The organism is Streptomyces sp. NBC_00988 (assembly GCF_045162645.1).
In the GTDB taxonomy this organism is placed as follows: Bacteria; Actinomycetota; Actinomycetes; order Streptomycetales; family Streptomycetaceae; genus Streptomyces.
Map to the genome: position 1 here is coordinate 2,901,406 of NZ_CP108730.1, position 23,494 is coordinate 2,924,899.

Below are 23,494 nucleotides of genomic sequence, written 5' to 3' on the forward strand. Positions count from 1 at the left end.
AACCTCCCCTGACGTGCAGGTTAGGCGCTGTCCGCCCGGCACAACAGGGCCGCCCGCAGGTCGAGGCGGTCGTAGAGGCGGGAGAGGTCGCGGCCGGTGAAGTGCTCGATGCGCCCGATCCGGTAGTGCACGGAGTTCACGTGCAGATGCAGCGCCTCCGCCGTCCGCGCCCAGGAACCGTCACAGGCCAGGAAGGTCTCCAGCGTCTCCAACAGCACGGCGTTGGACCGCAGTTCACCGAGGACGGTCCGGCTGTAGGCGGTACGGACCTCCGCCGGAACACCGGTGAGCAGCGCGTCGAGCCCCGTGAGGGTGGAAGCGTCGGTGAGCGCCGAGCCGTCCGCCGCAGCGGTACTCCGCGCCGAGACGAGCGCGTAACGCGCCTCCGCCAGCGCCCCGTTGAGCTCCCGCGCGGTGGCGACTGGTGCCCCGGTCCCGCCGTAGAGCGGCACAGCGGGTTCGGCCGCGGCGACGAGCGGCCACACCTCGTGCAGCGCGTCGGCCTCGGCGGTCCCGGCCACGACCGCGAACGCGGCACCGTCGGGCAACCGTCCCACGGCACCCGCGACCGCCGTACCGTCCGGCACCGCATGCGCGACGACTTCCGCCAACGCCCCCTCCGCCAGCCCCGCCCGCTGCGCCCCGGTCTCCGCGACCAGTACCCGATACGGCCCGTCGTCCGGCAACCCACAGGCCCGCAGCGCAGCCGCCACAGCCGCGCCATCGACACCCGGCACGGCGAGCAACGCCCCCAACTCGTCGGCCGTCTGCCGCTCTTCGGCCCGCGCGCGGACCCGCGCCTCCTGGCAGCGCCCCAGCACCGAGGCCAGCTCGTGCACCATGCGCGGCGGCGCGTCATCGGGATCGGGAAGGTAGAGGTGCCAGCGCTCGTACGGCGAGACCCCGTCGGCGTCGACGGGCACGGCCTCCGCCAGCAGGCCGGCCGCCTTCCCCACCGGTATCGCGGGCGCACCCGGCGTCGCCGCGACGGTCCGTCCGGAGGGCGTGAGGACATACGCGACGGCCCGTTCGAGGTGGGCGAAGGCCGTCGTCACGATCGCCTCCGGACCCGCACCCTGCGCGGCCATCCGACTAAGCCGCCCCCGTACGTTCTCCGGCAGCGTGTGCCGACGGCTCAGCTCGCCCCATCGCCCGAGGTACACGGTGTCGGTGATCGCGCGGAACATGATGTGCGCCGGTACGGCGGCCACCGGGACTCCGTGCCGCACACAGGCCTCGACAAGATCGTCCGGCACCGAACCGTGCGTCTCCTCCCCCGCGAGCAGCGCGGCGGCCCCCGCTCCCCGCAGAGCGGACACGAACCGCTCGGCCCGCGCGGGCCCGTCCTCGGCCGACCACCACACGAGCCCACTCAGCACGACCTCGTCCCGCCGCACGAACCGCGCGGGGTCCTCCAGGTCGGTCACGGTCACTCCGCTGATCTCCCGGGCCAGCTGGGCGTCCTCGGCCCACAGCAGGCGCAGGCCGAGGGACTCGTCCTGAAGAAGGTGTTCGACGTGCATGGTTCCGGCTCCTCGCATCTCGCATTCGCCAGGTGAATGCGAGTGATTGCATGGTAAGTGCAAGACCAATCGGCCGAAACGCCTCTTGGTTGATCCTCCAGTGTCCGGCCGTGGAACGTCGGCGTTTCCGTGCTGTGAACCAGTCGTCCCGACCGGGTCCGCGTTGCTTCACTGGCGGTCATGGACCTGAACACGGTGGCCGAGATCCTCGACGCCCGGCAGCCGACACCCTGGCGGCCGGGCGACGCCTGGCTCGGCGGCGGCACGTATCTCTTCTCCGAGCCGCAACCGCACCTGCGCCGCCTGGTGGACCTGAGTCGCACCGGCTGGACACCCGTCGAGCGACACCCCGACGGTTCCGTAGAGATCGCCGCGACCTGCACGATCGCCCAACTCTCCCGTTTCGCGAAGGAGTTGACGACCACCGCGGCCCCGCTCTTCGAGCAGTGCTGCCGCGCCTTCCTCGCCTCCTTCAAGATCTGGAACATGGCGACGGTCGGCGGCAACCTCTGCAACGCCCTCCCCGCGGGCCCGATGATCTCCCTCACCGCCGCCCTGGACGCCGAGTGCCTCCTCCTGTCCCAGGACGGCCTACGGCGCCGCGTCCGCGTCGCCGACTTCGTTACCGGCGCGGGCCGCAAGGACCTGTCCGACGGCGAACTGCTCCGCTCGATCACCGTCCCGCCCCGCACCCTGACCTGCCGCACTGCCTTCCGCCAGGCCTCGCTCTACGGCCTCGGTCGCTCCGGAGTCCTGGTCATCGGCACCCTGGACCCGCTCGACGGCTCCCTCGCGCTGACGATCACCGCGTCGACGGTCCGCCCGTTCCGCCTGTGGTTCCCCCTGCCACCGACGGCCGAGCAACTGCGCACCGCGATCGCCGCCGCCGTAGCGGACGACGAGTGGTTCGACGACATCCACGGGCTGCCGGAATGGCGAGCGCACATGACGTTCCACTACGCGGAGGAGATCCGCCGGGAGCTGGGAGAGACCGCAGCATGAAGATCGAGGTCAACGGCCGGTCCTTCGCCGAGGAACCCCGCCCGGGTCAGTGTCTGCGCACGTACCTCCGCGACCGCGGCTGGTTCGGCGTGAAGAAGGGCTGCGACGCGGGCGACTGCGGCGCCTGCACGGTCCACGTGGACGGCGAACCGGTGCACAGCTGCCTCTACCCGGCCTTCCGCGCCGACGGCCGTACCGTCACCACGGTCGAGGGCCTGGCCGCCGAGGACGGCGAACTCCACCCCGTCCAGCGGAAGTTCCTCGACGCCCAGGGCTTCCAGTGCGGTTTCTGCACGGCCGGCTTTCTGATGACGACGGCCGCCCTGAACGAGGACCAACTCACCGACCTCCCGAGGGCGTTCAAGGGCAACCTCTGCCGCTGCACCGGCTACCGCGCCATCGAGGACGCGGTACGAGGCGTCTGCCACGCCGAGGCACCGGCCGCGGGCGAGGCGGTGGGCCGCAACCTCCCCGCCCCGGCCGGCCCCCAGGTGGTCACCGGCACCGCCCGCTACACCTTCGACATCGACGTCCCGGGCCTGCTCCACATGAAGCTCCTCCGCTCCCCGCACGCCCACTCCCGCATCACCGCGATCGACACCGCTGCCGCTCTCCAAGTCCCGGGCGTGCAAGCGGTGTTCACCCACTACGACGCCCCCGAACGCCACTTCTCCACGGCCCGCCACGAGCACCCCACCGAGGACCCGGACGACACCCGCGTCCTCGACGACACCGTCCGCTACGTCGGCCAGCGCGTCGCCGCCGTGGTCGCCGACAGCGAGGCCGCCGCCGAGGAGGGCTGCCGACGCGTAGAGGTGACGTACGAGATCCTGCCCTCGGTCCTCGACCCGGAGGAGGCGATGCGCCCGGGCGCCCCGGTCGTCCACGACAAGGACGCTGCTACGGCGAGGATTTCGCGCCCCCACGACAACGTGGTCGGCGAGGCACACGGCGAGATCGGCAGCGTGGAGGCAGGCTTCGCGGAGGCCGACGCCGTCTACGAGGACACGTACCGCACCCAACGCGTCCAGCACGCGAGCCTGGAGACGCACGGTGCGGTGGCATGGTTCGACGAGAACAACAGGCTGACGGTACGCACCAGTTCACAGACCCCGTTCCTCACCCGTCGTGCCCTGTGCGCGCTGTACGACCTCCCCGAGGAGCAGGTCCGGGTCGTCGCCGGCCGGGTCGGCGGCGGCTTCGGCGGCAAGCAGGAGATGCTCGTCGAGGACATCGTCGCCCTCGCGGTCCTGCGCCTGCGCCGCCCGGTGAAACTGGAGTACACCCGCGCGGAACAGTTCTACGGTGCGACCACCCGCCACCCGTTCACGATCAACGTGAAGGCGGGCGCCCGCCGCGACGGCCAACTCACCGCACTCCAGCTACGCGTTGTCTCCAACACCGGCGCCTACGGCAACCACGGCCCCGCCGTCATGTTCCACAGTGTCGGCGAGTCGATGGCCGTCTACCGCGCCCCGCACAAGAAGGTCGACGCCTTCTCCGTCTACACGCACACCGTCCCGGCGGGCGCCTTCCGGGGCTACGGCCTCGGCCAGGTGATGTTCGCCGTGGAGTCGGCCCTGGACGAACTCGCCCGCCAACTCGACCTGGACCCATTGGAGTTCAAGGCGAAGAACATCATCGGCCCCGGCGAGCCGATGCTCTCCCCCGGCGGCGAGGAGGAGGACCTGCACATCGCGAGCTACGGCCTCGACCAGTGCCTCGCGATCGTCCGCCGCGCCCAGGCGGAGCCCGTCTCCCAACTCCCCCCGGACGGCTGGCTGGTGGGCGAGGGCACCGCCCTGGCGATGATCGCGACGGGCCCGCCCGGCGGCCACCTCGCCGACGCGAAGGCGAGCCTTCTCCCCGACGGCGGCTTCGATCTCGCCGTGGGCACAGCGGAGTTCGGCAACGGTACGACCACGGTCCACCGCCAGATCGCGGCCGGTGAACTCGCCACCACCGTCGACCGGATCACCGTCCGCCAGTCCGACACAGACGTCGTACGGCACGACACGGGCGCCTTCGCCTCCACGGGCACGGTCGTCGCGGGCAAGGCAACCCTCCGCGCTTCCCGCACTCTCGCCGACCAGCTGCTCGACTTCGCCGCCGCCCACCTGCAACTCCCGCGCGCCGACTGCGCGTTGGCCGAGGAGGCCGTACTGCACCCGGGCGGTCGTCTCACCCTGAAGGAGCTGCACGCGGCGGGTGCGGCGGTCGGGGTGGAGTTCAGCGCCGACGGGCACTTCGGCGGGACACCTCGCTCGGTGGCCTTCAACGCGCAGTGGTTCAGGGTCGCCGTGGACCCGGACACGGGCGAGATCCGCATCCTGCGCAGTGTGCACGCGGCCGACGCGGGCAAGGTGATGAACCCGATGCAGTGCAGGGGGCAGGTGGAGGGCGGGGTCGCCCAGGCGCTCGGCGCGACGCTCTTCGAGAACGTCCGCATCGACGGGCAGGGTGCGGTGGAGACAGCCGCGTTCCGGCGTTACCGGCTCCCGCAGTACGCGGATGTGCCGCGCACCGAGGTCCACTTCATGGAAACGGCGGACGCCATCGGCCCGTTGGGCGCCAAGTCGATGAGCGAGAGCCCCTTCAACCCGGTCGCGCCCGCCTTCGCCAACGCGCTGCGGGACGCAACCGGCGTGCGCTTCACCGAACTTCCGCTGACCCGAGACCGGGTGTGGCAGGCACTGGCCGACTCATCCCGTATCCCCCGTCCACCCGTATCGCGCTGATCCCACTGATGTGCCGGGCCCCGCAACGGTCCTGCGGAAGCACCAGTTGCGGTCCGGCACGGTCGAGAGGGGTGTCGTCGATGCTGACAGCGAGCAGAACAGGGGCATGAGCGAAGTCGGGGTCGATCTCGGCCCAGGACAGCAGCGCGTGGTGCCCGTCCGCACCGCTGACCGCGATGAGGAAGCGCAGCCGGTCCTTGCGGCGGACGGGGTCGAAGCCGGGGCCGGCCGAGGTCAGGACGTCGTAGAGGCGCGGTCCCGCGAAGCGGTGCACTTGGGTGCCGCTGGTGGCGCACTCGAAGCTGACCCGCACGTGGTGCAGCGGCCAGTCGAACAGGTCGGGCACGGTCAGCCGGGCCGGGCGGGCGAGGTCCCCGGTCAGGTCGAGCTGCGCGAGCGTCACGAGCCATCACCTCCCGGAATGTGGTACCCGGACGGCACTCCCGTACAAACGCACATGCGCACCCCACAAGCGAACAGTGCAGCTCATGCGATGCGACAGGAGACTTATGCCTTGCATATGCGGCAGTATCATCGCGGCACGGCCGTTGCGGTCGTCCCAGGGCGCGACAACCCCTTTCATGAGCCCCTTTCATGAAGAGACCAGAGGAGTAGAACCGTGATGACCCGTTCCGCGCGTCGGACCCGCCGGACCCTGCAGGTAGCGGGGGCCGGAGCCGCCGCGCTGCTGGCCCTGAGCGCCTGCTCCTCCAGCGACGACTCGTCCTCCTCGAAGTCCGACTCCTCGGCGTCCGCGTCCCCGAAGATGTCCGGCACCGTCACCGTCTTCGCCGCCGCCTCGCTCCAGGAGTCGTTCACGACCCTGGGCAAGGAGTTCGAGACGGCCCACCCGGGCACCAAGGTCACCTTCAACTTCGGCGGCAGCGACACCCTCGCCGCGAGCATCACCGGCGGCGCCCCGGCCGACGTGTTCGCCGCCGCGAGCCCCAAGACCATGGCCATCGTCACGAACAAGGGCGACGGCGTCGGCACGCCGGCCACCTTCGTCCGCAACCAGCTGGAGATCGCCACCCTGCCGGGCAACCCCGACAAGGTGACCTCCCTGAAGGACCTCACGAAGTCCTCGCTCAAGGTCGTGCTCTGCGACAAGACGGTGCCGTGCGGTGCGGCGGCCCAAAAGGCGCTGACGGCAAGCAAGTTGAAGCTCACCCCGGTGTCGTACGAGGCGGACGTCAAGAGCGCCCTGACGAAGGTGGAGCTGAAGGAGGCCGACGCGGCGGTCGTCTACAAGACCGACGTGCACGCCGCCGGCAGCAAGGTCCAGGGCGTGGAGTTCCCCGAGTCCGCCAACGCCATCAACGACTACCCGATCGTCCTCCTCAAGGACGCGCCCAACGCCGTCGCCGCCAAGGCGTTCATCGCGCTGGTGCAGTCCACCGAGGGCCAGAAGGTGCTGTCCACGGCGGGCTTCCTCAAGCCGTGACCCAGCTCGACACCTCCGACGCCGCGGCCGAGACCCTCAAGGGCGGTCCGCGGCGTCGCCGTGTCCGGATGACAGGGCGGGGAGTGCCACTCCCCCTCCTGATCCCGGCGCTGGTAGGGCTGGCGTTCCTACTCCTGCCGCTGATCGCCCTGCTGGTACGGGCCCCATGGCGGTCCCTCCCATCCCAGCTGACGAGCACGGAGGTCTGGCAGGCGCTCCAGCTGTCCCTGTTCAGCGCGACCGCGGCGACGGCCGTGAGCCTGGTCCTGGGCGTACCGCTGGCCTGGGTACTGGCCCGCACGGAGTTCCCCGGCCGCGGCTTCCTCCGCGCCCTGGTGACCCTCCCGCTGGTCCTGCCACCAGTGGTCGGCGGTGTGGCACTCCTGCTCGCCCTCGGCCGCAACGGCGTCGTAGGCCAGTGGCTGGACTCGTGGTTCGGCATCACGCTCCCCTTCACCACGACCGGTGTCGTGGTCGCCGAGGCCTTCGTCGCGATGCCGTTCCTCGTCATCAGCGTCGAGGGCACCCTGCGCGCCGCGGACCCCCGCTACGAGGAGGCGGCCCAAACCCTCGGCGCCTCCCGTTTCACGGCGTTCCGCCGGGTCACGCTCCCCCTGATCGCCCCGGGCATCGCGGCGGGCGCGGTCCTCGCCTGGGCCCGCGCACTGGGCGAGTTCGGCGCGACGATCACCTTCGCCGGCAACTTCCCCGGCCGCACCCAGACCATGCCGCTAGCGGTTTACTTGGCCCTCCAGAACGACCCGGAGGCGGCCATCGCGTTGAGCCTGGTCCTCCTGGCCGTGTCGATCGCGGTTTTGGCAGGCCTACGGGACCGTTGGATGACCACGTCATGAGCAACACCCGTACGACCGCCCGCACATCAGCCCCCTGGACGTGCACGTCATGACCGACACCGCCGACGTCGAACTCACCGGCGCCCAGGGCCTCGACGCCCATCTCGTCGTGGACCGCGGCACCTTCCGCCTCGACGTAGAACTGACCGCCGCCCCCGGAGACGTCGTGGCCCTGCTCGGCCCGAACGGCGCGGGCAAGACGACCGCGCTACGCGCCCTGGCCGGCCTGGTCCGCCTGACGGACGGTCATCTACGGCTGGACGGTGAGCAGTTGGACCGCACACCACCGGAGTCCCGCCCGGTAGGAGTCGTCTTCCAGGACTACTTGTTGTTCCCCCACCTGACAGCACTCGACAACGTCGGCTTCGGCCCACGCTGCCAGGGCGCGACGAAGGCGGAGTCCCGCGCCATCGCCGCCGAGTGGCTGGACCGCATGGGCCTCGCCGAGCACGCGGCCGCCAAGCCCCGCAGACTCTCCGGCGGTCAGGCCCAACGCGTCGCCGTGGCAAGGGCGTTGGCGACCCGCCCGCGCCTGCTCCTCCTCGACGAACCCCTCGCCGCCCTGGACGCCCGCACCCGCCTCGACGTACGCGCCCAACTCCGGCGCCACCTGGCCGAGTTCGAGGCGGTCGCCGTCCTGGTCACCCACGACCCGCTGGACGCCATGGTGCTGGCCGACCGCCTGGTCGTGATCGAGCAGGGCACGATCGTCCAGGAGGGCACCCCCGCCGACATCGCCCGCCACCCGCGCACGGACTACATCGCCCAACTCGTAGGCCTCAACCTCTACAAGGGCCGGTCCGACGGCCACACGGTCACCCTCGACACCGGCCCCACGGTCACCACCACGGAGGACCTCCAGGGCGAGGTCTTCGTAGCGTTCCCGCCGAGCGGCGTAACTCTCTACGGCGACCGCCCCACCGCCGCCAGCGCCCGCAACCTCTGGCACTGCGAGGTGGCGGGCCTGGAAACCCACGGCGACCAGATCCGCGTAGACCTGACCGGCGAACTCCCCCTGACCGCCGACCTCACGACAGTAGCGGCGGCCGAACTGGACCTGCACCAGGGCGCGTTGGTCTGGGCCGCGGTGAAGGCGACCCAGACGCACGCATATCCGGCTTGAGATGCCCCGCGCCCGAAGTCCCGGTCTACCAGCGGAGCGTCTAGTCCTCGTAGGCGTCCAACGGCGGGCAGGAGCACACCAGGTTCCGGTCACCAAAGGCCTGGTCGATCCGCCGCACCGGCGGCCAGTACTTGTCGGCGACGGACACACCGGCCGGGAAGACAGCCTCCTCACGCGTGTACGCGTGCTCCCACTCCCCACCCAACGCGGCAGCGGTGTGCGGCGCGTTCCTCAACGGGTTGTCCTCGCCCGGCCACTCCCCCGCGCCGACCTTCTCGATCTCGCCACGAATGGCGATCATCGCCTCGCAGAACCGGTCCAGCTCGATCAGGTCCTCGGACTCGGTCGGCTCGATCATCAGGGTCCCGGCCACAGGGAACGACATCGTCGGCGCGTGGAAGCCGTAGTCGATGAGCCGCTTGGCGATGTCGTCGACGCTGACGCCGGTCGCCTTGCTGATCGGCCGCAGATCGATGATGCACTCGTGCGCGACGAGCCCACCGGGCCCGGTGTAGAGCACGGGGTAGTGCGGCTCAAGGCGCTTGGCGATGTAGTTGGCGCTGAGCACCGCCACCTGCGTGGCCCGCTTCAGCCCCTCGCCACCCATGAGCCGGACGTACGCCCAAGAGATCGGCAGGATCCCGGCGGAACCCCAGGGAGCCGCCGAGATCGGCCCAACTCCCGTCTCCGGCCCGGCCGCAGGCTGCAACGGGTGGTTCGGCAGATACGGCGCGAGGTGCGCGCGCACCCCGACCGGCCCGACCCCCGGACCACCGCCACCGTGCGGAATGCAGAACGTCTTGTGCAGATTCAGATGCGAGACGTCCCCGCCGAAGTGCCCCGGCTTGGCAAGCCCCACAAGGGCGTTGAGGTTGGCGCCGTCGACGTAGACCTGCCCGCCGGCTTCGTGCACCTGCGCGCAGATGTCGGCGACGTGCTCCTCGAACACCCCGTGCGTGGACGGGTAGGTGATCATCAGCACCGACAGCTCGTCGCGGTACTGCTCGATCTTCGCCCGCAGATCCTCGACGTCGATCTCACCGTCCTCGGCGGTCTTCACGACGACGACCTTCATCCCGGCCATCACCGCGCTCGCGGCGTTGGTGCCGTGCGCGGACGACGGAATCAGACAGACGGTCCGCTGCTCATCGCCATTGGCCCGGTGATACCCGCGTACGGCGAGCAGCCCGGCCAACTCCCCCTGGGAACCGGCATTCGGCTGCAACGACACCTTGTCGTACCCGGTGACCTCGGCGAGCCGCTCCTCCAACTCCCGGATGAGCGTGAGGTATCCCTGCGCCTGCTCGGCGGGCGCGAAGGGGTGCAGCTGTCCGAACTCGGGCCAGGTGACCGGCTCCATCTCGGTGGTCGCGTTGAGCTTCATGGTGCAGGAACCGAGCGGGATCATGCCCCGGTCCAGCGCGTAGTCCCGGTCGGCGAGCCGACGCAGGTACCGCAGCATCGCGGTCTCGGAACGGTGGTCCCGGAAGACGGGGTGCGTGAGGTAGGCATCGGTGCGCAGCAGCCCGGCGGGCAAGGTGTCCTCGGCACTCGCATCAAGCGCCTCGATGTCCCCGTCGACCCCGAACGCGGTCCATACGGCGGCCAGTTGGGCACGCGTGGTGGTCTCGTCGCAGGCGATGGACACCTGGTCGGCGTCCACGAGGTGCAGGTTGACGCCGTCCTCGCGCGCGGCGGCGACGACCTCGGCGGCCCGGCCGGGAACGCGCGCGGTCAGCGTGTCGAAGTAACCACCGTGCACGACCTCGACACCACCGGCCTTCAGACCCGCGGCAAGGATCGTGGCGTACCGATGCGTCCGCCGCGCGATGCCCTTCAGCCCCTCGGGCCCGTGGTAGACGGCGTACATGCCGGCCATCACCGCAAGAAGCACCTGGGCGGTACAGATGTTGCTGGTGGCCTTCTCGCGGCGGATGTGCTGCTCGCGGGTCTGCAGGGCGAGGCGGTAGGCCTTGTGTCCGTCGGCGTCGACGGAGACGCCCACGAGCCGCCCGGGCAGGCTGCGCGCGAACTTCTCGTGCACGGCCATGTATCCGGCGTGCGGCCCGCCGAAGCCCATCGGCACCCCGAACCGCTGCGTCGTACCGACCGCGATGTCCGCGCCCAGCTCACCCGGCGACTTCAGCAGCGTCAGCGCGAGCAGATCGGCGGCGACGGTGACGAGCGCACCGAGCGCGTGCGCCTGCTCGATCAGCGGCTTGATGTCGCGTACGGCTCCGGAGGCGCCCGGGTACTGCACGAGCACGCCGTTGATCTCCCGCTCCGCGATCCTGGCCGGGATGCCCTCGCTGAGGTCGGCGACGACGACCTCGACACCGGCCGGCTCGGCACGCGTCTCGATCACGGCGATGGTCTGCGGCAACACGTCCGCGTCGACCAGGAACAGCCCCTTCTTGTTCTTGCCCATGCGCCGCGACAGCGCCACGGCCTCCGCGGCGGCGGTCCCCTCATCGAGCAGGGAGGCACCGGAGGTCGGCAGCCCGGTCAGATCGGCAACCATCGTCTGGAAGTTGAGAAGGGCTTCGAGCCGCCCCTGGGAGATCTCCGGCTGATACGGCGTGTAGGCCGTGTACCAAGCCGGGTTCTCCATGACGTTGCGCAGGATCACGGGCGGGGTGAAGGTCCCGTAGTACCCGAGCCCGATCATGGAACCGAGGACCTCGTTGCGGTCCGCGAGGGAACGCAGCTCGGCCAGCACCTCGGCCTCGGTACGGGCGCCCGGCAGATCGAGAGCGTCGGCGTTCTTGATCACATCCGGGACCGCGGCGGCCGTGAGCTCGTCGAGCGAGCCGTAGCCGACCTGCGCGAGCATCTTGGCCCGCGCCTCCTGGTCGGGACCGATGTGACGCTGCTCGAACGGGATTCCCTGTTCGAGCTCGGAGAGCGGAATGCGAGGGGCAGTCATTAGGGAGGCCTCCTGGTCGGACACGACCTTCGAGGGCACCACGACAGCGGGGTGCCGGACGGCCTCCCCCTCTGTCATCTCAACCTGAGAGCTTCACCGGGCATCCCGAAGGCACCCGGCTTTCACCGTCGGTGAGGGCGAAAACCGTCGACACCGTCGACGACACCCGCCCTGCTTTCCAGAGTGACCTCGTCCGTGCGGTACGTGAGCCTGAGAGATTCCGGGGAGGATTTGCTCCTTCGGCGCCTCCGATGAAGTCTGGAGGACTCTCCCGCACGGGGTCAGCAGCCGATGGCCAGCCTACCAGCGAGCGTTGAAGCCGAGCTTTCGAGTGGCCACCTTCCCCAATGTGCTCTTTTGTAGTGCTTACGGATGAGTTGCGACCAGGAGGAGGGCCCGTGCAGACCGATATCGATCCGCGCAACCTGATCGGCCGCAAGGCGTTCGACCGCACCGGCGCCAAGATCGGCACGATCGACGAGGTCTACCTCGACGACGCGACCGGCGAACCGGAGTGGGCGGCCATACGCACCGGCCTGTTCTCCAGAGACGCCTTCGTCCCCCTGGAGCCCAGCGAACTGATCGAGGGGACCCTGCACATCCCCTTCGACCGCTCCCTGATCAAGGACGCCCCCGACTTCGGCGTAGGCCGCCACCTCTCCCCGGACCAGGAACTCCAGCTCTACCACCACTACGGCCTCGACGTGGGCCCACCCCCATCGCTCCCAGACCACGACTTCGGCAAACTGGCGGGCTCCGACGACACGTGAACGGGTTCGGCGGGCGGGGCGTCGCTGGGTCGTGCAGCCTCCGGGGGTGACGACGCGCCGGGCTGGGCATCCGGGCGTCGAGTGTCAGGGGGCGTTGATACGGCGGGCTGGGTATCCGGTTGCGCCGCCACCAAGGGCGTCCGCGCAGCAAGTCCGACGCTGGAACGCCACGCGTCGTCCGGTGACACCTGAACCCCGCGCAACCGACAGCAGCGACTCGCTCTGCGGGACAACGAGGCCCGGCTCCACCAACGGCGTCAGCGCGGAAGCCACGACCTCGGAACGCCACACGACCGACGGCAGCAGCTCGCTCTGCGGGACAACAAGGCCCGGCTCCACCAACGGCGTCAGCGCGGAAGCCACGACCTCGGAACGCCACACGACCGACGGCAGCAGCTCGGCTCGCGGAACGCCAGGGCTCGGCTCGACCGACGACAGCGGCGTACCCCGCGGAACGCCGGGACTTGGCTCCACCGACCGCACCGGCTCAGCGGGCTCGGCGCCGGAACCCCGCGCAACCGATGGCAGCATCTCGGAAGACGGCTCGTCGGGGCCTCAACTTTCTAACGGCGTCGGCGCCGCAGGCAAGGCGTCAGGATGCCGCGCGGCCGACGCCGACGGCTCAGCAGGCAAGCCACCGGGACCCCGTGCCGACAACGGCAGCGCCTCACCCCGCAGGGCATCGAGGCCTGGCTCCACCGACGGCAGCAATTCGACAGGCGGCTCGCCGTAGCCTCGGCCCTCCGGGGCCGCCGGCAGGGCATCCGGACGCCGCGCGACTGACGCCGACGACTCGATCGGCGGGTCGTCGGGGCCCGGCGCCGCCAACGGCATTGGCATCGGCTCCCCGGGCAAGTCACCCCGCTCCCGCCCCGCCAAAGGCAACGGTTCCTCCGACGGTTCACCAGAACCTCGCGCCACCAACCCAGGCGCCGCACCCGGCACCACATCAGGAAGCCGCGCCACCAACGGCAACGGCTCCGCCAACTCCAGCTCAGGATCGTCGGTCCGGAACGTCCGCACCCGCCCCGGCCCCGAATCCTCAGGCGTCTCGAACCGCACAGTGACCCGCCCCAGCCCGCTCCCCTGCACCCACCCATGCCCGAACCCGGCGTGCCGCACATCGTGCCCCGCGGGCCAGCGCCGCTCCACCGGTGCCGCCGGCTCCTCGCCCCCCTCCTCCTCGGTGTGCTCCTCCTCAAGAAGATCGGCCTGTTCCCCCGCCGCCTGCGCGAACAGGTCCTCCTGCGTGTAGTCGGCGAGCCCGGAGACACCCACCCCAAGCAGCCGTACCCCGCCCGTGGTGTCCACTGAGTCCAGCAACCGGGCCGCCGCCTCCCGCACCACCCCCGGGTCGTCGGTGGGCCCGCGCAGCGTCTCGGACCGGGTCAGCGTCGAGAAGTCGTACCGCCGCACCTTGAGCACGATGGTCCGCCCCGACAACCCGGCCGCGCGCAGTCGCCGTACACACCGGTCGGCGAGCCGCTGCACCTCCAGCCCCACCCTGATCCGGTCGTGGATGTCGACGTCGTACGTGTCCTCGACCGACACCGACTTCGTCTCCCGCTCGGCCACCACGGGCCGCTCGTCGTGCGCGAGCGCCATGGCGTACAGCGACTGCCCGTGGGCCTTGCCCACCAGCCGTACGAGCTCGTCCTCACCCGCCTCGGCGATCTCGTCGACCGTGGTGATCCCGGCCCGCCGCAGATGATCACCTGTCGCAGGCCCGACACCCGGCAGCGTGCGCACGGACAACGGTCCGAGCAGAGCCCGCTCACTGCCCGGCTCGATCAGCACGAGTCCGTCCGGCTTGGCGCGCTCGGAGGCGATCTTCGCGATCATCTTGGACGCGGCGAGGCCCACCGACCCCGTGAGCCCCGTGACCGCCCGTATGTCGGCCCGCAGCCGTGCCCCGGTCAGCTGCGCCGACTCCGCGTCCCAGGCCGCTCCCGCGGCCTCCAGGTCCACGAACGCCTCGTCCAGGCTCAACGGCTCCACCAGCGGCGACAACGCCCTCAGCAGCCCCATCACCTGCTCGCTGATCGACCGGTAGAACCCGAAGCGCGGCACGAGATACGCCGCGTTCGGAGCGAGCCGGCGCGCCTGGGCCATGGGCATCGCCGAGTTCACCCCGAAGACCCGTGCCTCGTACGACGCGGTGGCGACCACCCCGCGCGGTCCGAGCCCGCCCACGACGACGGCCTTCCCGCGCAGGCTCGGCTTGGACGCCTGCTCCGCCGAGGCGAAGAAGGCATCCATGTCGAGATGCAGGATCGTGGGCGCGGTTCTCACATCTCCGATGCTGCCCTACGCCACTGACAATGCCCCGCTACGGCTCCCGCCGGGCCCTCAGACGGCCCGGTTGCGCCGCCTGGCCAGCTCGTCGGCGGGGTTGGACCCGACGAGTGTCTCGCCGGTGTCGACGCGCTCCCCGTGCAGTTGCGACAGGGCGCTCTCGACATCCCGCCACACGACCCCCACGGCGATCCCGAAGACCCCCTGGCCGCCCTGGAGCAGCGCGTGGACCTCGTCCGGCGACGTGCACTCGTAGACCGTCGCGCCGTCGCTCATCAGCGTCATGCGCTCCAGGTCACGGAAGCCGCACTCCCGCAGGTGCAGAACGGCGCTGCGGATGTTCTGCAGCGACACACCCGTGTCGAGGAACCGCTTGACGATCTTCAGGACGACGACGTCCCGGAAGCTGTAGAGCCGCTGTGTCCCCGACCCGTGTGCGGGCCGCACGCTGGGCTCGACGAGCCCGGTGCGCGCCCAGTAGTCCAGTTGCCGATAGGTGATGCCGGCCGCCGCACAGGCCGTAGGGCCCCGGTAACCGATCTCCTCGGACGCCATGGACGTCGCCCCTCCGCTGCTCGGCACTGCCGCCGGCCGCTGCGGAATGCGATCGGCCGTACTGCCGTGAAGCGGGTACGGGCCTCTGTCCCCGAAACTGCGTTCCGGGGCACCCCCAGCCGTACCGTCGCCGCTGCTTCTCACGCCGACCTCCGTCCTTGACCTGCCTTCTCGACGGTAGGCAGTCACCAGGGGTGCGTCAACGATCGCCACACTCGGCACGCCGAGTGATAATCACCCTAGGAGTGGTTTCCCGTGTCCCACCGCGGGGAAAGGCTAGCCGAATGCGCTCGCGGAGAGCCGCAGGACGCTCTCACACGCCGGTGGCAAATGCCAGCATTTTCTCGCCGACCCTCGGCTCACTGGCTGTTGGTGCCGAAGTCCTCGGGCGAGATCTGGTCGAGGAACTCGCGGAACTTCTCCACCTCGTCCTCCTGCTCGTCCGGGATCGCGATGCCCGCGTCGTCGAGCACACCGTCACTGCCGTAGATCGGCGTCCCGGTGCGCAGCGCCAGCGCTATGGCGTCGGACGGGCGGGCGCTCACCTCGACGCCGCTGGCGAAGACCAGCTCCGCGTAGAAGACGCCCTCCCGCAGATCCGTGATGCGCACTTCGGTCAGCTCCTGGCCGACGGCCTCCAGCACGTCCTTGAACAGGTCGTGGGTCAGCGGTCGTGCGGGGGCCATGCCCTGCTGCGCGAAGGCGATCGCCGTCGCCTCCCCGGGCCCGATCCAGATGGGGAGGTAGCGGTCGCCTCCCACTTCACGCAGGAGCACGATCGGTTGGTTGGAGGGCATTTCGACCCGGACACCTACGACATCGAGCTCGTTCACACAGCAACCCTAGGCCGTGCCCGGGACGTTTGGGTAGTCGGGCCGAGAACGGGTGACCGATCAGGCAGCCGCAGAGCCGTCCGCCTCAGGGCAGGCGCACGCCCAGCGCGGTCTGCACCAGAGCCGCGTGCAGCTTCACCGTGAGTCCCGCCAATTCCTTCGTACGGGCCTCCGCGTGGGCCCTGGTCTGCGGATTGCGGTGCCGCTTGAGCGGGGCCACCACCTGGTCGACAAGCCCAGCCTCACGGTCGGCGGCCGCCTTCATGGCGCGCAGATGCCGCGGCTCGATCCCGAACCGCCCGAGTTCGAGAACAAGTCCGGCCACCGTGACGGCTTCCGCGTCGTAAACCCCGTCCGGCAGCGGGGCGATGAGTCCGTACGACTCCCACTCGTCGAGCTCCTGCTCGCCGATCCCGGCGGCGGCCATCAGCTCGGCCCGCCCGATCCGGGCCGCCGTGGGCCCCTCCACGGGCTCCAGGACGACCTCGCCGTCCCGCTGACGCCCCACCGTGGGCAGGGGCGCGGCCTCACCGCGCTCCATGGCGTCGAGATGCTCGCGAATCACCTTGAGCGGCAGATAGTGGTCCCGCTGCATCCTCAGGACATGGCCGAGGCGCTCGACGTCGGCGGGGCTGAACTTGCGGTACCCGGAAGGGGTCCGCTGCGGCTCGATGAGGCCCTCCGACTCCAGGAAACGGATCTTGGAGATGGTGACTTCGGGGAACTCGTCGCGCAGCGCGTTCAGCACCGTGCCGATGCTCATCAGCCCAGTGTCCGCGGCGGCGGTACCGTGCCCGGCACCGCCGCTCGGTGTTTGAAGCATGGACCTTCCTGGGGGAATCCCCCGGACCCAGTCCGAGGGAGGGTCAGTAACCCCGCTGGCTCGCGTAGAACACCAGCCGGTACTTGCCGATCTGCACCTCGTCACCGTTGGCCAGCGAGACCGAGTCGATGCGCTCGCGGTTGACGTACGTGCCGTTCAGGCTGCCGACGTCGGCGACCGTGAACGAACCGTCAGGAGAGCGCCGGAACTCCACATGGCGGCGCGAGACCGTCACGTCGTCCAGGAAGATGTCGCTCTGCGGATGACGGCCGGCCGTGGTCAGCTCGCCGTCCAGCAGGAAGCGGCTGCCCGAGTTCGGACCGCGCCGCACCACCAGCAGCGCCGAGCCCAACGGCAGGGCGTCGACGGCGGCCTGCGCCTCCGGGGAGAGCGTGGGCATCTGCGTCTGACCGGTCACTTCGGCGTCGTAGGCCTCAAGACCGGAGATGGAGATCGTGGAGGTCGTCTCGGACGGACGCTCCGGAGTCGCGCCGGGGCGCAGCGGCGCACCGCAGTTGGAACAGAAGCGGCTGTTCTCCGCGTTGCGGTTACCGCACCTCGTACACACCAGGGCCGACATAGGGGAAAACCCTCCACCCGTACTTGAGGTTGACGGTTGCCCGAAACCTATGTCGCCGGACTGCGCAGGGTCAACCGACGGCGCGCCCTGGCCTGCGACCTGGTCGCGGAACAGCGGGCGCTGGCCTTCTGCGTCCGGTTGTGCGCGGTGGCGAGCGGTCTGGTTGTCGCTGCTCTCTTTCGCACTCTTGCCGAACAACTTCGCAAACAACTTCACGGGCGATTCCCCTTGACCGAAACAGACCCGCCCGTGGGGCAGGACGAACCCTGATTGAACACACCGGTTGACCCGGACATCCTCACAACGTCCGTATCCACCAGACAGTTTCCACCACGCACCACCCAATCGGTGCGTCGACCCCCCGCAACCTCATGCCCTCGCGCAACGGCCCCCATGCACCCGGGGTTCACCGGGAGGACGACCGAGCGTAGTCAGGCTGCTTCGCCGCCCGCAAGGCATCCACGACGATCTTGGCCGACCGCCCGACGGTAACGGTGGCCTGCTCCTTCTCAAGAGTCTGCACCACACCTCCAGGGATGTTGAGCGCCGGTTCCAGATCCTGCGGCTTGCCGATGACCTTGAAACGATAGGGGGCGTTGATCTTGTTCCCGTCGACGCTCACGCTCTTGCCGGAGTCCGTCAGGTACGTGTTGGCCACGACCCGGACATCGTTCACCTGGATCGCCTCCGCGCCGGCCGCGCGCAACTCCTGGACCGCGTCGAGCAGCATGTCCGCCTCGACCGTTCCCTTCGTGTCGTCGATGGTCATCGTGATGCCGGGTCCCTGCGCGGCCACGGTGCCCGCCAGAATGCCGAGTTGCTTCTCCTTCTCGGCCGTCTGCTTGCGGGCCTCCTCGGCCTGGTCGGAGCTGTTCTCCAGCTCGTCGCGCTGTTTCTGCAGACCCTGCTTCTCGTCTTCAAGACGCTGAGTACGGTCGTCCAGTTCATCGAGAATGCGCACAAGATCTTCCTGCCGTGCCCCACGCAGCGCGCTGTCACTGTTGCTGTTCGAGGCGACCTGTACGGCCAGCCCGAAACCGAGACCGAACAGCAGCACCGCGACGATGAGTTGGGCCCTGCTCGCGCGCGGCGGCCACAGCCCCTGCACCAGCCGCTGCCGACCGGTCACGGTGGGCCCGGACTTCTCCTCGGTGATCGGCGCCTCCGAGGAAGCAGACGCCGGTACCTCTTCGGGCAGTTCCCTGCGCAGCCGGTGTTCCGACCGCTCGTCCTCGTTGCTCATCGACCTCACGCCCGGAAGACGTGCCGGCGAATGGCCGCGGCGTTGGAGAAGATCCGGATACCGAGGACGACCACGACACCCGTGGACAGCTGGGCGCCGACGCCCAACTTGTCGCCCAGGAACACGATCAGGGCGGCCACGACCACGTTCGACAGGAACGACACCACGAAGACCTTGTCGTCGAAGATGCCGTCGAGCATGGCCCTCAGCCCACCGAAGACCGCGTCGAGCGCCGCGACGACGGCGATCGGCAGATAGGGCTCCACGACCACCGGCACCTCAGGCCGGACCAGGATTCCGGCCACCACTCCCACGATGAGGCCCAGTACGGCGATCACGATGTGCCCTTCTCAGTTCTCGGCTGTGCTGTACGTACGATCACACTCGGCGCGGCGGGCAGCCGGAGATCGCTCTCCACGGCGATGGTCGCCCTGATGCCGTAGTTGTCTTCCAGGGCGTGCAGATAGAGCCCGTCGGCAGCGTTCTGGAACCTGGTGCTCAGCCGTTGGCCGTCCCCCACCGCGAGCACCGTATAAGGCGGTACCAGTGGCCTGTTGTCGACCAGTATCGCGTCACCCGCGGCCCTGATCGCGGACAGCGCCGTCAGCCGCTGCCCGTTGACGGAGACGGCCTCGGCGCCCGCCGCCCACAGTCCGTTGACGACGCGCTGCATGTCGCGGTCGCGCACCCGCCCGGTGTCGGAGAAGTCGGCGGTCTCACGCGGGTTGTCGCCCCCGCCGGAGCTGGCTTCCTTCGCGTCGTCGACGACGAGCTTCACACCGGGACCGTGCACCGCGGTGGCACCGGACAGCATGCTCACGAGATCCGCCTGGCCGCTGCCGCCGCTCGTCTTGAGCGCCGCCCGCTGCCGCGCGCTCACATCGTCACGGAGCTCGTCGACAGTGCCTTCCAGCTTGTCGGCCGACGTCGTCTCCTTGTCGATACGGTCGATCAGCTCCTGGCGCTCCTTGGCCACCACGGGGGCGGCCACACGCGCCTGTGCCGCACCCAGCGTCACGACAAGGGCCGCCAGCACCAGACCGGCGGCGAGACCGAGCTTCGCCCGGAGGGTCTTCGGCATGCCGCTCTCGCCCGCGGCCTTCTTCCGGGCGGCGGCCTCGGCGTAGCCGTCGTCGAGGCTGTGGTCCATGACATTGGTGAGCAGCGACATGGACGCGTCCGGGCGCGCAGGGCGCGTGGGTGTGCTCCGAACGGGGGGCTGCTGCGGCATGCCGCACATCGTCGCACGTGGTGGCCTGTACCTCCGAATGGCCCCACCGGCGTGCCGGACAGGCCCCCTTGGGGACGCATGTCCGGCACGCGCGCGTGCGTGGTGTTTTACCGCCCGGCGCTGTCCACGACCGCCGACCACTCGTCCAACAGGGCCTGCGCGGAGGCGTCGTCGGGCCCTTCGGCCCACAGATGCGTGACCGCCTCGGCGGGGTCGGGCAGCACCATCACCCAGCGCCCATCCGTCTCCACGACCCGCACACCGTCCGTCGTATCGACAAAGCGATCACCGGCCGCCTCGACGACCCGCCGCATCACAAGTCCCTTGACGGCCCAGGGAGTCGCCAGGTCCCGCTTGAGGACATGCGCCCGCGGAATCCGGGCGTCGATCTGGCTCAGTGTCAGCTGCGTACGCGCCACCAGTCCGATGAGTCGTACGAAGGCTGCCGCGCCGTCGAAGACGCTGCTGAACTCCGGGATGATGAACCCGGCCTTGCCGTCCCCGCCGAAGATGGTCGTCTCGTCACGGCCGACCCTGGTCAGGTCGTCCGGCGAGGTCGTCGTCCACTCGACCTGCGTCCCGTGATACGCCGCCACCTGCTCGGCGATCCTCGTGGTGGTCACCGGCAGCGCCACCCGCCCGCTGCGCCGCTCCGCGGCCACCAGGTCGAGCATCACGAGCAGGGCCCGGTCGTCCTCGACGATCCGCCCCTTCTCGTCGACGAGCGAGAGCCGCTCACCGACGGGGTCGAACCGCACCCCGAACGCGGCCCGCGCGGAGGCCACGATCTCGCCGAGCCGCACCAGCCCCGACCGCCGTGTGTCCGCGGTCTCCGTCGGCCTGGACTCGTCGAGCCCTGGATTGATCGTCAGCGAGTCCACACCGAGCTTGCCGAGCAGACTGGGCAGCACGAGCCCGGCACTGCCGTTCGACGCGTCCACCACGACCTTGAGACCGGATTCGGCGATCCCAGTCGTGTCGACATTCCGTAGCAAGGACCCGGTGTACGAGTCGAAGACACTGGCCGGGAAGTGCAGGTCCCCGATCTCGCCGGGGAACGCACGCCGGTACTCCTGCCGCGCGAAGACCCGGTCCAGCTTGCGCTGACTCCCCTGCGAGAGGTCGGCGCCCTGGCTGTCGAAGAACATGATGTCGACGGAGTCCGGCACACCAGGGGTGGTCCGGATCATGATCCCGCCGGCACTGCCCCGCGCGGTCTGCTGCCGGGCCACGGGCAGCGGTACGTTCTCCAGGTCCCGTACGTCGATGGCGCTCGTCTGCAAGGCGGAGATCACCGCCCGCTTGAGCGCACGGGCGCCTCGGGAGTGGTCGCGGGCCGTGGTGACCGTCGACCCCTTCTTGAGGGTCGTGGCGTAGGCGCCGGCCAGACGGACGACGAGCTCCGGCGTGATCTCCACGTTCAGGATCCCGGACACACCGCGTGCGCCGAAGAGGTGCGCCTGGCCTCTGTTCTCCCAGATGACCGACGTGTTGACGAAGGCACCGGCTTCGATCGTCTTGAACGGGTAGACCCGCACATTGCCCTGCACGATCGATTCTTCACCGATCAGGCACTCGTCACCGATGACCGCGCCGTCCTCGATCCGGGCCGCACGCATGATGTCGGTGTTCTTTCCGACGACACAGCCCCGCAGATTGCTGTGCTGCCCGACGTACACGTTGTCGTGCACGACGGCCCGGTGGAGAAAGGCCCCGGTCTTCACGACGACGTTGGAACCGATGACGGTGTGCTCACGGATTTCGGCACCGGCCTCGACCTTGGCGTAGTCACCGATGTACAGCGGCCCGCGGAGAACCGCGTCGGGGTGCACCTCGGCGCCCTCGGCCACCCATACGCCCGGCGACAGCTCGAAGCCGTCGATCTCGACGTCGACCTTGCCCTCCAGGACATCGGCCTGCGCCTTCACATAGCTCTCGTGGGTGCCGACATCTTCCCAGTAGCCCTCGGCGATAAAGCCGTAGACCGGCTTGCCTTCCTTCATCAACTGCGGGAAGACATCGCCGGACCAGTCGACGGGAACGTCGGCCTCGACATAGTCGAAAACCTCGGGCTCCATTACATAGATGCCCGTGTTCACCGTGTCGGAGAAGACCTGACCCCAGGTCGGCTTCTCAAGGAAACGCTCGACCTTTCCCTCTTCGTCGACGATGGTGATGCCGAATTCCAGCGGATTGGGCACACGGGTCAGACAGACCGTGACCAGCGCGCCCTTTTCCTTGTGGAAATTGATCAGTTCGGTGAGGTCGAAGTCGGTCAGGGCATCACCGGAGATGACGACGAAGGCATCGTCCTTCAACGCCTCTTCGGCGTTCTTGACGCTTCCGGCGGTACCGAGTGGCTTCTCCTCATTGGCATACGAGAGCTCCATCCCGAGCTCTTCGCCGTCACCGAAGTAGTTCTTGACCAGCGAGGCCAGGAACTGCACGGTGACTACGGTCTCATTGAGCCCATGCCTTTTGAGCAGCCTGAGCACGTGCTCCATGATCGGTCGATTGACCACGGGCAACAGTGGCTTGGGCATGCTTGAGGTCATGGGGCGAAGGCGTGTGCCTTCGCCTCCGGCCATCACGACGGCCTTCATGTCGGAAGCGTCCTCCTCTGCGAGACGACGGTCTAGCCGACTTCACCAGTCCAGATTGTCCCGCACTTTTGCGCAACGGGCCATCGAGCGACTGTTACCGCCCAATCGGCAAGGTCAGTCGGCCATGGCGTCCGCACGCAGTAGGCGGCGGACTTGTACCACGTAGAGGACTCCTGCCCACCAGTAGAGCGTTGTACCCCATCCTGCGAACGCCCATCCGAAAATCGCTGCGAGTGAGGGAAGCCATCCACTTCCGTCACTGAGCAGCAGCAACGGGAACGCGTACATCAGGTTGAACGTAGCCGCCTTGCCCAGGAAGTTCACCTGCAGCGGCGGATAGCCGTGCCGCCTGAGGATGCCGACCACCACGAGCAGCACCAGCTCTCGCGCCAGCAGTACGGCGGTCAACCAGATTGGCAGAATCTCGCGCCAGGTGAGTCCGACGAGAGTCGAGAGAATGTAGAGCCGGTCCGCAGCGGGATCGAGGAGCCGGCCAAGGCTGCTGATCTGGTTCCAGCGGCGCGCGAGCTTGCCGTCCAGGTAGTCGCTGATCCCACTCAGCATCAGCACCAGAAGCGCCCAGCCGTCGCTCTTGGGGCCACCGAACTCGGGCCTGAGGATCAACCACAGGAAGATGGGTACGCCGACCAGGCGCGCCATGCTGAGGATGTTCGGGATGGTGAGCACCCGCTCTGTCTGGACGCGGGTCTCCTGGACCTCCACCCGGGGGCCTCCTGTGGGAAAACGTGCCGACGATGCCCCCTGACCTTACCCCAACGCAAAAAAGCTCTGGCTCTTGGGCTGTATGCCCAAGAGCCAGAGCTCTAAAAGGAGTTCGGCGGTGTCCTACTCTCCCACAGGGTCCCCCCTGCAGTACCATCGGCGCTGTAAGGCTTAGCTTCCGGGTTCGGAATGTAACCGGGCGTTTCCCTCACGCTATGACCACCGAAA

The 23,494-nt window shown here is 69.3% G+C and carries 19 protein-coding genes, 1 rRNA gene, 1 pseudogene and 1 riboswitch; of the genes and pseudogenes, 6 read left to right on the top strand and 15 right to left on the bottom strand.

The genetic code is table 11. The features are described 5' to 3' along the window. Window positions 1-20: 20 nt before the first annotated feature. Window positions 21-1,523 carry a helix-turn-helix domain-containing protein gene (locus OG496_RS13150; protein WP_405971002.1) on the bottom strand — a complete coding sequence of 501 codons (1,503 nt, stop codon included), beginning with the start codon at window positions 1,521-1,523 and terminating at the stop codon, window positions 21-23. 180 nt (window positions 1,524-1,703) lie between these two features. Here OG496_RS13150 and OG496_RS13155 point away from each other — a divergent pair, with 180 nt between their 5' ends. Beyond that, window positions 1,704-2,525 (top strand): FAD binding domain-containing protein, encoded by an 822-nt coding sequence (locus OG496_RS13155; RefSeq protein WP_405971003.1) that lies wholly within the window; start codon window positions 1,704-1,706, stop codon window positions 2,523-2,525. Next, window positions 2,522-5,263 (top strand): molybdopterin-dependent oxidoreductase, encoded by a 2,742-nt coding sequence (locus tag OG496_RS13160; RefSeq protein WP_405971004.1) that lies wholly within the window; start codon window positions 2,522-2,524, stop codon window positions 5,261-5,263. The genes OG496_RS13155 and OG496_RS13160 overlap by 4 nt, the downstream gene beginning before the upstream one ends. On the opposite strand, the gene OG496_RS13165 is transcribed toward OG496_RS13160, so the two are convergent. Next, window positions 5,178-5,666, bottom strand: a complete 489-nt coding sequence (locus tag OG496_RS13165; RefSeq protein ID WP_399396513.1) for a molybdopterin-dependent oxidoreductase — start codon at window positions 5,664-5,666, stop codon at window positions 5,178-5,180. The two genes, OG496_RS13160 and OG496_RS13165, sit on opposite strands and share 86 nt — an antisense overlap. Before the next feature lie 219 nt (window positions 5,667-5,885). Here OG496_RS13165 and modA point away from each other — a divergent pair, with 219 nt between their 5' ends. From modA to OG496_RS13180, 3 genes are read left to right on the top strand one after another with little or no spacing between them, the layout of a single operon-like run. After that, the gene (modA, locus tag OG496_RS13170) at window positions 5,886-6,707 is read left to right on the top strand and encodes a molybdate ABC transporter substrate-binding protein (RefSeq protein WP_405971005.1); all 822 of its coding nucleotides are present in this window, start codon (window positions 5,886-5,888) and stop codon (window positions 6,705-6,707) included. Further along, entirely contained in the window at window positions 6,704-7,561 is an 858-nt protein-coding gene (gene modB / locus OG496_RS13175; RefSeq protein ID WP_366497349.1) for a molybdate ABC transporter permease subunit, read from the top strand. Before modA ends, modB begins: the two co-directional genes overlap by 4 nt. 49 nt (window positions 7,562-7,610) lie before the next feature. Beyond that, a complete protein-coding gene (locus OG496_RS13180; RefSeq protein ID WP_405971006.1) occupies window positions 7,611-8,684 on the top strand; it encodes an ABC transporter ATP-binding protein in 1,074 nt (357 codons plus the stop codon). 40 nt (window positions 8,685-8,724) lie between these two features. Here OG496_RS13180 and gcvP read toward each other — a convergent pair whose 3' ends face one another. Beyond that, window positions 8,725-11,610 carry an aminomethyl-transferring glycine dehydrogenase gene (gcvP, locus tag OG496_RS13185; protein ID WP_405971007.1) on the bottom strand — a complete coding sequence of 962 codons (2,886 nt, stop codon included), beginning with the start codon at window positions 11,608-11,610 and terminating at the stop codon, window positions 8,725-8,727. Window positions 11,611-11,798: 188 nt separating this feature from the next. Continuing rightward, window positions 11,799-11,894: riboswitch (glycine riboswitch) on the bottom strand. Between the two features lie 114 nt (window positions 11,895-12,008). Here gcvP and OG496_RS13190 point away from each other — a divergent pair. Continuing rightward, a complete protein-coding gene (locus tag OG496_RS13190; RefSeq protein WP_318015068.1) occupies window positions 12,009-12,380 on the top strand; it encodes a PRC-barrel domain-containing protein in 372 nt (123 codons plus the stop codon). An 84-nt stretch (window positions 12,381-12,464) separates the two neighbouring features. Here the strand turns inward: OG496_RS13190 and OG496_RS13195 are convergent, their stop codons facing one another. The 12 genes and pseudogenes from OG496_RS13195 to rrf all read right to left on the bottom strand — a co-directional run bounded on the left by OG496_RS13195 (window position 12,465) and on the right by rrf (window position 23,493). Next, window positions 12,465-12,854, bottom strand: a complete 390-nt coding sequence (locus OG496_RS13195) for a hypothetical protein (protein WP_405971008.1) — start codon at window positions 12,852-12,854, stop codon at window positions 12,465-12,467. 402 nt (window positions 12,855-13,256) lie between these two features. Continuing rightward, window positions 13,257-14,672, bottom strand: a pseudogene (locus OG496_RS13200) (DNA polymerase IV); the annotation flags it as partial. 57 nt (window positions 14,673-14,729) lie between these two features. Continuing rightward, window positions 14,730-15,374 carry a MerR family transcriptional regulator gene (locus tag OG496_RS13205; RefSeq protein WP_327405541.1) on the bottom strand — a complete coding sequence of 215 codons (645 nt, stop codon included), beginning with the start codon at window positions 15,372-15,374 and terminating at the stop codon, window positions 14,730-14,732. Between the two features lie 215 nt (window positions 15,375-15,589). Continuing rightward, complete coding sequence (locus OG496_RS13210; RefSeq protein ID WP_006123076.1) at window positions 15,590-16,063, bottom strand: bifunctional nuclease family protein; 474 nt, start codon at window positions 16,061-16,063, stop codon at window positions 15,590-15,592. Between the two features lie 85 nt (window positions 16,064-16,148). After that, window positions 16,149-16,886: a MerR family transcriptional regulator gene (locus tag OG496_RS13215; RefSeq protein ID WP_366497353.1), complete on the bottom strand. Its 738-nt coding sequence runs from the start codon at window positions 16,884-16,886 to the stop codon at window positions 16,149-16,151. Window positions 16,887-16,929: 43 nt separating this feature from the next. Further along, window positions 16,930-17,811, bottom strand: a complete 882-nt coding sequence (locus tag OG496_RS13220; RefSeq protein ID WP_327405539.1) for an FHA domain-containing protein — start codon at window positions 17,809-17,811, stop codon at window positions 16,930-16,932. 61 nt (window positions 17,812-17,872) lie between these two features. After that, window positions 17,873-18,709 (bottom strand): DUF881 domain-containing protein, encoded by an 837-nt coding sequence (locus OG496_RS13225; protein ID WP_366497355.1) that lies wholly within the window; start codon window positions 18,707-18,709, stop codon window positions 17,873-17,875. Between the two features lie 5 nt (window positions 18,710-18,714). Then, the gene (locus OG496_RS13230; protein ID WP_019059351.1) at window positions 18,715-19,047 is read right to left on the bottom strand and encodes a small basic family protein; all 333 of its coding nucleotides are present in this window, start codon (window positions 19,045-19,047) and stop codon (window positions 18,715-18,717) included. After that, a complete protein-coding gene (locus tag OG496_RS13235; RefSeq protein ID WP_366497360.1) occupies window positions 19,044-19,880 on the bottom strand; it encodes a DUF881 domain-containing protein in 837 nt (278 codons plus the stop codon). Before OG496_RS13235 ends, OG496_RS13230 begins: the two co-directional genes overlap by 4 nt. A 167-nt stretch (window positions 19,881-20,047) precedes the next feature. Then, window positions 20,048-22,543, bottom strand: a complete 2,496-nt coding sequence (locus tag OG496_RS13240; RefSeq protein ID WP_033287013.1) for a mannose-1-phosphate guanyltransferase — start codon at window positions 22,541-22,543, stop codon at window positions 20,048-20,050. A gap of 114 nt (window positions 22,544-22,657) precedes the next feature. Continuing rightward, window positions 22,658-23,266, bottom strand: a complete 609-nt coding sequence (locus OG496_RS13245; RefSeq protein ID WP_033287014.1) for a CDP-alcohol phosphatidyltransferase family protein — start codon at window positions 23,264-23,266, stop codon at window positions 22,658-22,660. 110 nt (window positions 23,267-23,376) lie between these two features. Next, a 5S ribosomal RNA gene (rrf, locus tag OG496_RS13250) occupies window positions 23,377-23,493 on the bottom strand. Between the last annotated feature and the right edge of the window lies 1 nt (window position 23,494).